The sequence below is a fragment of the Micromonospora sp. NPDC049900 genome, from assembly GCF_044461025.1.
Taxonomy (GTDB): Bacteria; Actinomycetota; Actinomycetes; order Mycobacteriales; family Micromonosporaceae; genus Micromonospora.
The window spans coordinates 23,149-30,265 of the sequence record NZ_JBITKM010000028.1 but is presented as its reverse complement, the minus strand read 5'-3'; the positions used below and the strand labels follow the sequence as shown (position 1 = coordinate 30,265).

The following is a 7,117-nucleotide window of genomic DNA, read 5'->3' as shown; positions in this document are numbered from 1 at the left end:
CCGCCCCCCCCCCCAACCCCCCCCCCCCCCCCGCGGCCCCCCCGGGGCGCCCCCCCCCCGCCCCCCCGCGGGGGGGGGCCCCCGCCCCCCCCCCCCCCGCGACGCGTCCGGCCGTCGCCTCCGGCGACGGGGTGGCAGCGGGTGGTGCCGCCGCCTACCATCACCGCATGACCTGGCGACATTGATGCCTTGACCGAGGCCGGGGGCCGCCCTGGGACGCCGTGCACACGGTGTCCGTGACCGCCCCCACCCATCCGGATGGCCTCGATGATCCTCGCTTCCGCCGCCGGCCGTCGCCTGGCGGCCACCCTCTACGCGTACACCTTCCTCACCGACCTGATCCTGCTCTACCCGGTGTACGTGTTGCTGTTCGCCGACACCGGGCTGTCGATCGGGCAGATCTCCTCGCTCTTCGTGATCTGGTCGCTGGCCGGTCTGGTGCTGGAGGTGCCCGCCGGTGCCTGGGCCGACGCGACCTCCCGACGCCTGGTGCTCACCCTGGCACCGTTGTGCAGCGCCGTCGGCTTCGGGCTGTGGACGGTCCTGCCGTCCTACCCCGCGTTCGCCGTCGGGTTCGTGCTCTGGGGAGCCGGCGGCGCACTCGCCTCCGGCGCGCTGGAGGCGCTGGTCTACGACGAACTCGACCACGCCGGTGCCGCCGACCGGTACGCCCGCACCATCGGTCGGGCCCGGACCACCGGTACCGCCGGCGTGCTCGGCTCGATCCTGCTCGCCGGGCCGGTGCTCGGGCTCGGCGGCTACCCGGCGGTCGGGGCGGCCAGCGTCGTGGCCTGCCTGCTGGCCGCCGCCGTCGCGACCCGCTTCTCCGAACACCGGCGTCCCGCCGCCGAGCCTTCCCAACCGGACGAGCCCGGCTGGTGGCAGGGACTCCGGCTGGGCGTGGCCGAGGCGCGCGGCAACCGGACCGTCCGCGCGGCGGTGCTGCTGGTGGCGGTGGTGGGCGCGATCTGGGGCGCGCTGGAGGAGTACCTCCCGCTGGTGGCCCGGGACACCGGCGTCGCGCTGACCACCGTGCCGCTGTTGCTCCTGGTGGTCACGCTCGGGCAGATGGTCGGCGGGCTGCTCGCCCCGGCCGGGCAGCGGCTGCGCACCGGCGGGTACGCCCTGCTGCTGGCCGCCTCGGCGGTGGCCCTGGCGGCGGGGGCGCTGCTGCGTCGGCCGGTGGGGTTCCTGCTGGTCGCGGCTGCGTTCGCCGGCTTCCAACTCGCCTTGGTGCTGGCTGACGCCCGCCTCCAGGCCCGGATCGGCGGCCCGGCCCGGGCCACCGTCACCTCGCTGGCGGGCATGCTCACCGACCTGACCACCATCGCGGTGTACGTCGGCTTCGGCCTGCTCGCCACGGCGACCGACAACGTGTGGGCGTTCGCCCTGGCCGTGGTGCCGTACCTGCTGGTCGCGGCGGCGCAGGCGCGCGGAGCGGTCCGACGCCGCGTCGACGTGCCGCCCGCCCGGGTCGGCGCGTGAGCCCGCCCCGCTCAGGGCCGCTCGGCGTGCAGGTAGACCCAGCGGCCGTCCTCGCGGACGAAACGGCTGCGTTCGGTCACCGTGCCGGGATCGCGGCCCTCGCGGTAGTGCGCCCGGAACTCGACGGTCCCGGTGCTGTCGAACAGTCCGCCACCGTCGGTGCCGACGACCTCCAGCCCGGTCCACCGCTGCGCGGGGTCCAGGTGCAGTCCGGACGGGCGGGTACGGCTGTGCCAACTGCGCATCAGGTAGTCCGGTTCACCGACGGCGAACGCTGCGTACCGGGAGCGCATCAACGCCTCGGCCGTCGGCGCGTCCGCCTCGCCGCGGTGCAGCCGCCCGCAGCAGTCCGCGTACGGCATCCCCTGCCCGCACGGGCACGCCCCGGTCACCTCGGCCCGTTTGTCTCGCTTCGCCACCGGGTCATCCTCTCGGCACCGGATCCGAGCGTTGACGCCGGGGGCGTGGCGCGTACCGGACATCGGAGTGGGTGGATGGCGCGGTCGGCCCGGCCATCCCCCCGGTGCGCCGGTCGCGATGCACGCCGCCGACATGCCGTACGCCGAGTCTGCTCGACATCGGCGGTGGACTGCGCGTCGTCCACACCCCGGGTCACTCGCCGGGCCACGTGCCGTTGCTGCACGAGCCGACCCGGGGCTTCCTCCGCCGCCTGGGCACCGGACAGCGCGCAGGTCAGCGCGTGCGTACGCCGCGCCGGCTGCCGAACGACTCCATCGTGGTGGCCCTCCGGGTCGGCGCGCCGGCTGCCCGGGACCGTGCGGCGGTGGCCTGGCTGGCCGAGGTCTTCCTGGTCGCCGCCTTCTTCGTGGTGGTCTTCGTGGCCGGCGCGCGGCCACCGGTGGCCTTGCCCGCCGGTGCCTTCCTCGCCGCCGTCTTCTTCGCGGCGGGCGCCTTCTTCGCGACCGTGGCCTTCTTCGCGGCGGTCGCCTTCGCGGTGGGACGGCGGGTCGGGCTCGCGGTGGCGGAGACGGCCTTCTTGCGCGCCGTCCGGGCGGAGGTCGCCGCTGCCGTACCGGCCGTGGCACTCCTGCTCGTGGCCTTGCTGGTGGCTGGCTTGCTGGTGGTCGCCTTGCTGCCCGTCGCCTTGCTGCCCGTCGCCTTGCTGCCCGTGGCCTTGCTGCCGGTGGCCTTACGGGTCGCCGTCGTGCTGGTCGCCGCCTTGCGGGTCGTGGCCTTGCGGGTCGTGGCGCTGCCGCCGGTCGCCTTGGCGGTCGTCCTCTTGGCGGCTGCCGTCCCGGACCGCTTCGTCGCCGGGCTCGTCCTCTTCGCTGCCGTGCGCGACGCCGCGCCGGTCTTCTTGCTGATCGCTGCCTGGGCCATCGTTGCTCCTCGGGTCTGCCGTGGACGCTCGGGTCGTTCGGACGTCCGGATGGTCGAACGGGTGCCACCGGCCGCGCGGGCCGACACCGTGCGACCGCTCGCGGCGGGCGCTCTACGCGGTGCGGGCGTTGTGCGGTGCGGGCGCTACGCGGTGCGGGTGGCGAAGACGATCACGTTGTCGACGTACTCGCCGCGTGCCGGGTCGAACCGGCCGCCGCAGGTGATCAGCCGCAGCCCGGCCAGACCGCCGGGGCCGTAGACCAGGTCGGTGGGAAACCGCTCCTTCGGGTACGCCTCGACCGCGTCCACGGTGAAACTGGCCACCGTGGCGTCGACCCGGGCGATGTGGACGGTGTCGCCGGGACGCAACCGCCCCAACTCGAAGAAGACGGCCGGGCCGTCCCGGGAGTCGACGTGGCCCACCAGGACCGCGTTGCCGATCTCACCCGGGCTGGCACCGGGCCGGTACCAACCGGCCACCTGCGGACGGTCCAGCGGCGGCACCTCCAACGCCCCCGAGGCGTCGGCGGCGACCGGCACCAGCGGTGCGCGTACGCCGATCGCCTCGATCCGCACCTCGACGGGTTCGGCGCGCGGCAGCGGCGGCAGGCTGGGTGCCGTGCCCGCCCGGTGCGCAGCGCCGTCGGGTTGCGGCGGCCCGGCCGGCATCCGTCCGAGCCCCGCGCCGACCAGCGCCACCCCGACGGCCGCGACCAGCGCGAGCAGTACGCGTCCCCGCTGGTACGCCCGCATGTGTCATCTCCGATCGCGAGTGTCGGACGGCCGGCGGGACACCTGCCGTGCGGGGTCCCTCGGGTGCCCGCACCGTGGCGTACGGCGCGGGCACCCGTCGCAGGATGGATGGAGTGAGCCGACACGTCACAGGCGCGCGGCGGCCTCGGCGTGCCGGCGGCGACGGGCCAGGATGACGCCGCCACCGAGCGCGGTGGCGATCAGGGTCGCACCGGTGGCCAGGGTGCCCAGCCCGTCGTCGCTCGGGCGACCCCCGGCCTGGGCGCCACCGATCGGGGTGACCGTGAACGTGGTGCTGCCGTCCGAGGTGCCGTCCCCACAGGTGGCGGCCACCGTGTACGTGCCGAGGGTGAAGCCGGCGGTGAACAGTTCGGCGCTCAGGCCGCCGCCGGCTGCGGCGGTGGTGGAGCGTACGTTCTGGTCCCGATCGGGTCCGGTGACGCGGAACAGCGCGTCTCCGGTGCTCGGGTTGCAGGTGGTCGCGGTGAGCACGACGGTCCCCCCGACCGGGGTCGTCGCCGGTGACACCGTGGTGTCCGCCCAGGCGACTCCGGGCATGAGCAGCGCGCCCAAGGCGATGCTGCCCGCAGCCGGTACGAGAACTCTGGTTGCCTTCATACGCGTCTTCCCTCACTTTTCGTCCGCTGACTGCGTGGGACGTCGTTCGGGTGGCCAACTCCGCGACTAGCACCGGTGTGCCCAACACTAGGTGGCCTTGGGACCCGATCCGGTGAAAATGAGAAATCTTCGTTGCCGTCACGTGACGGCCCGACCGACTCGGGCGTCGCGGAAGGTCCCGCCACGAGCCTGGCGGGCACCGGCATCCGGTCGATGTCCGCCTGCCGCACCGTGTGACCAGTGGGCGGAAGGCGAGGTCGGCGCGGTGTCGCGCCGATCGTGGCACCCGTCCGGTTCGCGGCGACCGGGTCTCCGACGTTCCCACCACCGCAGACCCAACCCCGGCCGCCCGGACCCGGACCCGGACCCGGGCTTGGGCGAGTTGATCAAGAGGTTTGAGCTGTGGATCCTCCGGCATTTGCGCCAAAACTTCTTGATCAACGGGGAATGGGCGGGGGTGTGGGTGGGAGGCCTTTCGACCCTGCGGGAAGCGATGAGGGGGTATGCGTCGTTCGTAATTGAATGTCCGCTTTTGTGTGTGCCGGTGGGTGGCTGCGGGGCGGAATCGGGGTGGGGTCGGTGGCGTTGTAACCCGGTGGCTGACCGAGCAGGACCCCACCCCGTGGCGGGTGGCGGGCGGATGCCGGAATGATCTGGCTCGGTAGGTCGTTGTATCTGGTCCCGGCGCTGCGAGGGCTCGCGGATATCCCCGGGAATGATGCGGGCCGGTCGGTGGTTGTGATCCCGACGCCGCAAGAGCCTCCCCGATCTCTCCCCCCTCGGGGAATGGCCTGGCCCGGCAGATGGTTGTGTATTGACCCGACGCCGCAAGGTTCGCTGATCCCTCGGATTTGGTGCGTCGGTTCCTCTCTTCTTCTTGGCGCCTGACGGCGTTCGCGTCGCCCCCTTTCCCCCTATGGGTGGCGTCTACCCCCGAATGGAGCTGTCTCATGAACTCGAAGCTGCTGCGTAAGAGTGTTCTCGGTGTTGCCGGTCTGGCGTTTGCTGGTGGTGTGTTCGCCGGTCCGGTCGGTCAGGCTGACGCCGCCCCCGTCACCTCCTCGCTGGTGGCGGTGCAGGCGGACAAGCCGGATACCGGCAAACTGATTCCGCATGGTGTGCAGGGCGCCCAGTCCCGCATCGACCTGTCGGATGAGCAGGTCGCCAACGCCAAGGCGATCATCGCGGCGACGAAGAAGGCCGGTATGGATGAGCGGGCGGCGGTGATCGCGATCGGTACGGCGTTCCAGGAGTCGAAGTTGGAGAACCTCGGCCACCTCGGTGACCGCAACGACCACGATTCGCAGGGCCTGTTCCAGCAGCGCCCGTCCAGTGGGTGGGGCACGGTGGAGCAGATCACCGACCCCGAGTACTCGACCCTCGCGTTTTTGAAGGGTTTGAAGCAGGTCGACGGGTGGCAGGACATGCCGCTGACCGTGGCGGCGCAGACGGTGCAGGTGTCGGCGTTCCCCGACCACTACGCCCAGTGGGAGCAGCAGGCCGCTGACCTGGTCGCCGCACACTGGAACAGCTGACCCACACCAGGCACAGACTTTCCTCGACAAGGGGAAGCAAGAACGCCGCCGGCCGGCACCCACACAGGGTGCCGGCCGGCGGCGTCTGCTGTGCGGGGTGCGATGTTAGGAGGGGTCCCTTCCTATACACCAGGCGTTAGCAGGGGACCCCTCCTTACACCAGAACCCTATGCCGGGTCGGGGTGGGTGATCCAGCCGGTGACGAGGGCGAGGTTCGTCGGTCGGTGTACGGCGACGAAGCCGAACGGCCGGTCGACGGTCAGGCTGACCAGCCGCTTGCGGACGGTGGTGGGCGGGCGCATCGCACCGGCCCGCATCGCGAACGCCGTCACCACGGCGGCGGAGAAGCCGGTGGCGTTGAACGTGGCGGTGGCGTTCTGGACGGCCTGTGCGACGTACAGCCGCTCGGTGATGCCGGGGAAGTGGTCCCCGGCGGCGTCGGTCGCCGCCGTCAACCCGAACAGGCCGGCGTGCCGCAGCAGGTCGTGGGCGGCGTCGACGGTGAACGCGACGGTGGAGACCGTCAACTCCGGCGTGGCGTCGGCGGCGTCGACGACCCGTTCGGTCACGCCCGGTCCGGCGGTGAGCGGCAGGGCGGGGCCGCCGCCGTCGAGCGCGCCGATCGCGGCGGGCAGCACGTCGGCGGGACCGCGTCCGGCGGGACCGAGGGCGAGTACGACGTCGACGTCCTCGGCGCCCTCGACCGTCAGCAGGCTCACCGGCCCGGTGGCGGTGTCGACGACCCGCAGGGCGTCCAGGTCGCGGCCACGTCGGGTGAGCCCGGCCAGGTCCCGTCCCGCCCAGGGGCCGTCGGTGGGTCGGCACCGCGTGCCGTGGAAGGGCTGTTTCCAGGTGGTGAGCACCGACAGCGCGCTGGCCAGCACCATCGCGGTTCCGCCGGCGGCGCGTACCGGCATCGAGGTGATCCGACCGTCGGTCTGCCTAGCCGCCCAGGCGTCCAGCGTGGCCTGGTCGACGGTCGCGTCCCCGGTCAACTCGCCGCGCAGGGCGGCCGGTACCTCGGTGCGCCACCGCTCGGACAGCGGCAGGCCGCGCCGCGACCAGAAGCCCAGCGCCATCCGGGTGCTCGGGGAGCCGGTGAGGTCCACGCCCGTCGGTCGCCGACCACGGCCGACAGTTCGGCCCGGGCCGGTCCGTGCGCGTACCGGGTGAGCAGCGCCAGCAGCGGGTGCACGCCCGCGCCGGAGAGCACGGTGGCCTCGTCGTCCAGGGTGGCGGTCCAGCGGGCGGTGAGCGCGTTCGCGGCGCGGGTATTCATGACGTCCTCCGGTGACGGCACGTGGCACGGTGACGCGCCGGTCCGGTGGCCCTATCGACCCTCGGGTCGGCGGGGTTCGGGACCTGACACCATCACGGCGGGTCCG

The 7,117-nt window shown here is 73.1% G+C and carries 8 protein-coding genes; 3 read left to right on the top strand and 5 right to left on the bottom strand.

Annotation, left to right across the window (positions count from 1 at the left end; genetic code table 11):
* Positions 1 to 267: 267 nt before the first annotated feature.
* Entirely contained in the window at positions 268 to 1,485 is a 1,218-nt protein-coding gene (locus ACIBMZ_RS29905; RefSeq protein ID WP_396699563.1) for an MFS transporter, read from the top strand.
* 11 nt (positions 1,486 to 1,496) lie between these two features.
* On the opposite strand, the gene ACIBMZ_RS29900 is transcribed toward ACIBMZ_RS29905, so the two are convergent.
* Positions 1,497 to 1,847, bottom strand: coding sequence for a YchJ family protein (locus ACIBMZ_RS29900; protein ID WP_396699567.1), 351 nt, complete (start codon positions 1,845 to 1,847; stop codon positions 1,497 to 1,499).
* 161 nt (positions 1,848 to 2,008) lie between these two features.
* Here ACIBMZ_RS29900 and ACIBMZ_RS29895 point away from each other — a divergent pair, with 161 nt between their 5' ends.
* Positions 2,009 to 3,085 (top strand): hypothetical protein, encoded by a 1,077-nt coding sequence (locus ACIBMZ_RS29895; RefSeq protein WP_396699561.1) that lies wholly within the window; start codon positions 2,009 to 2,011, stop codon positions 3,083 to 3,085.
* Here the strand turns inward: ACIBMZ_RS29895 and ACIBMZ_RS29890 are convergent.
* Positions 2,971 to 3,579, bottom strand: coding sequence for a class F sortase (locus tag ACIBMZ_RS29890; protein WP_396699559.1), 609 nt, complete (start codon positions 3,577 to 3,579; stop codon positions 2,971 to 2,973). The two genes, ACIBMZ_RS29895 and ACIBMZ_RS29890, sit on opposite strands and share 115 nt — an antisense overlap.
* A gap of 126 nt (positions 3,580 to 3,705) precedes the next feature.
* Positions 3,706 to 4,197, bottom strand: coding sequence for a hypothetical protein (locus ACIBMZ_RS29885; protein WP_396699557.1), 492 nt, complete (start codon positions 4,195 to 4,197; stop codon positions 3,706 to 3,708).
* A 950-nt stretch (positions 4,198 to 5,147) separates the two neighbouring features.
* Here ACIBMZ_RS29885 and ACIBMZ_RS29880 point away from each other — a divergent pair.
* The gene (locus ACIBMZ_RS29880; protein ID WP_396699555.1) at positions 5,148 to 5,732 is read left to right on the top strand and encodes a hypothetical protein; all 585 of its coding nucleotides are present in this window, start codon (positions 5,148 to 5,150) and stop codon (positions 5,730 to 5,732) included.
* Positions 5,733 to 5,899: 167 nt separating this feature from the next.
* On the opposite strand, the gene ACIBMZ_RS29875 is transcribed toward ACIBMZ_RS29880, so the two are convergent.
* Positions 5,900 to 6,811, bottom strand: coding sequence for a serpin family protein (locus ACIBMZ_RS29875; protein ID WP_396699553.1), 912 nt, complete (start codon positions 6,809 to 6,811; stop codon positions 5,900 to 5,902).
* A complete protein-coding gene (locus ACIBMZ_RS29870; RefSeq protein ID WP_396699551.1) occupies positions 6,724 to 7,011 on the bottom strand; it encodes a hypothetical protein in 288 nt (95 codons plus the stop codon). Before ACIBMZ_RS29870 ends, ACIBMZ_RS29875 begins: the two co-directional genes overlap by 88 nt.
* Positions 7,012 to 7,117 lie beyond the last annotated feature (106 nt).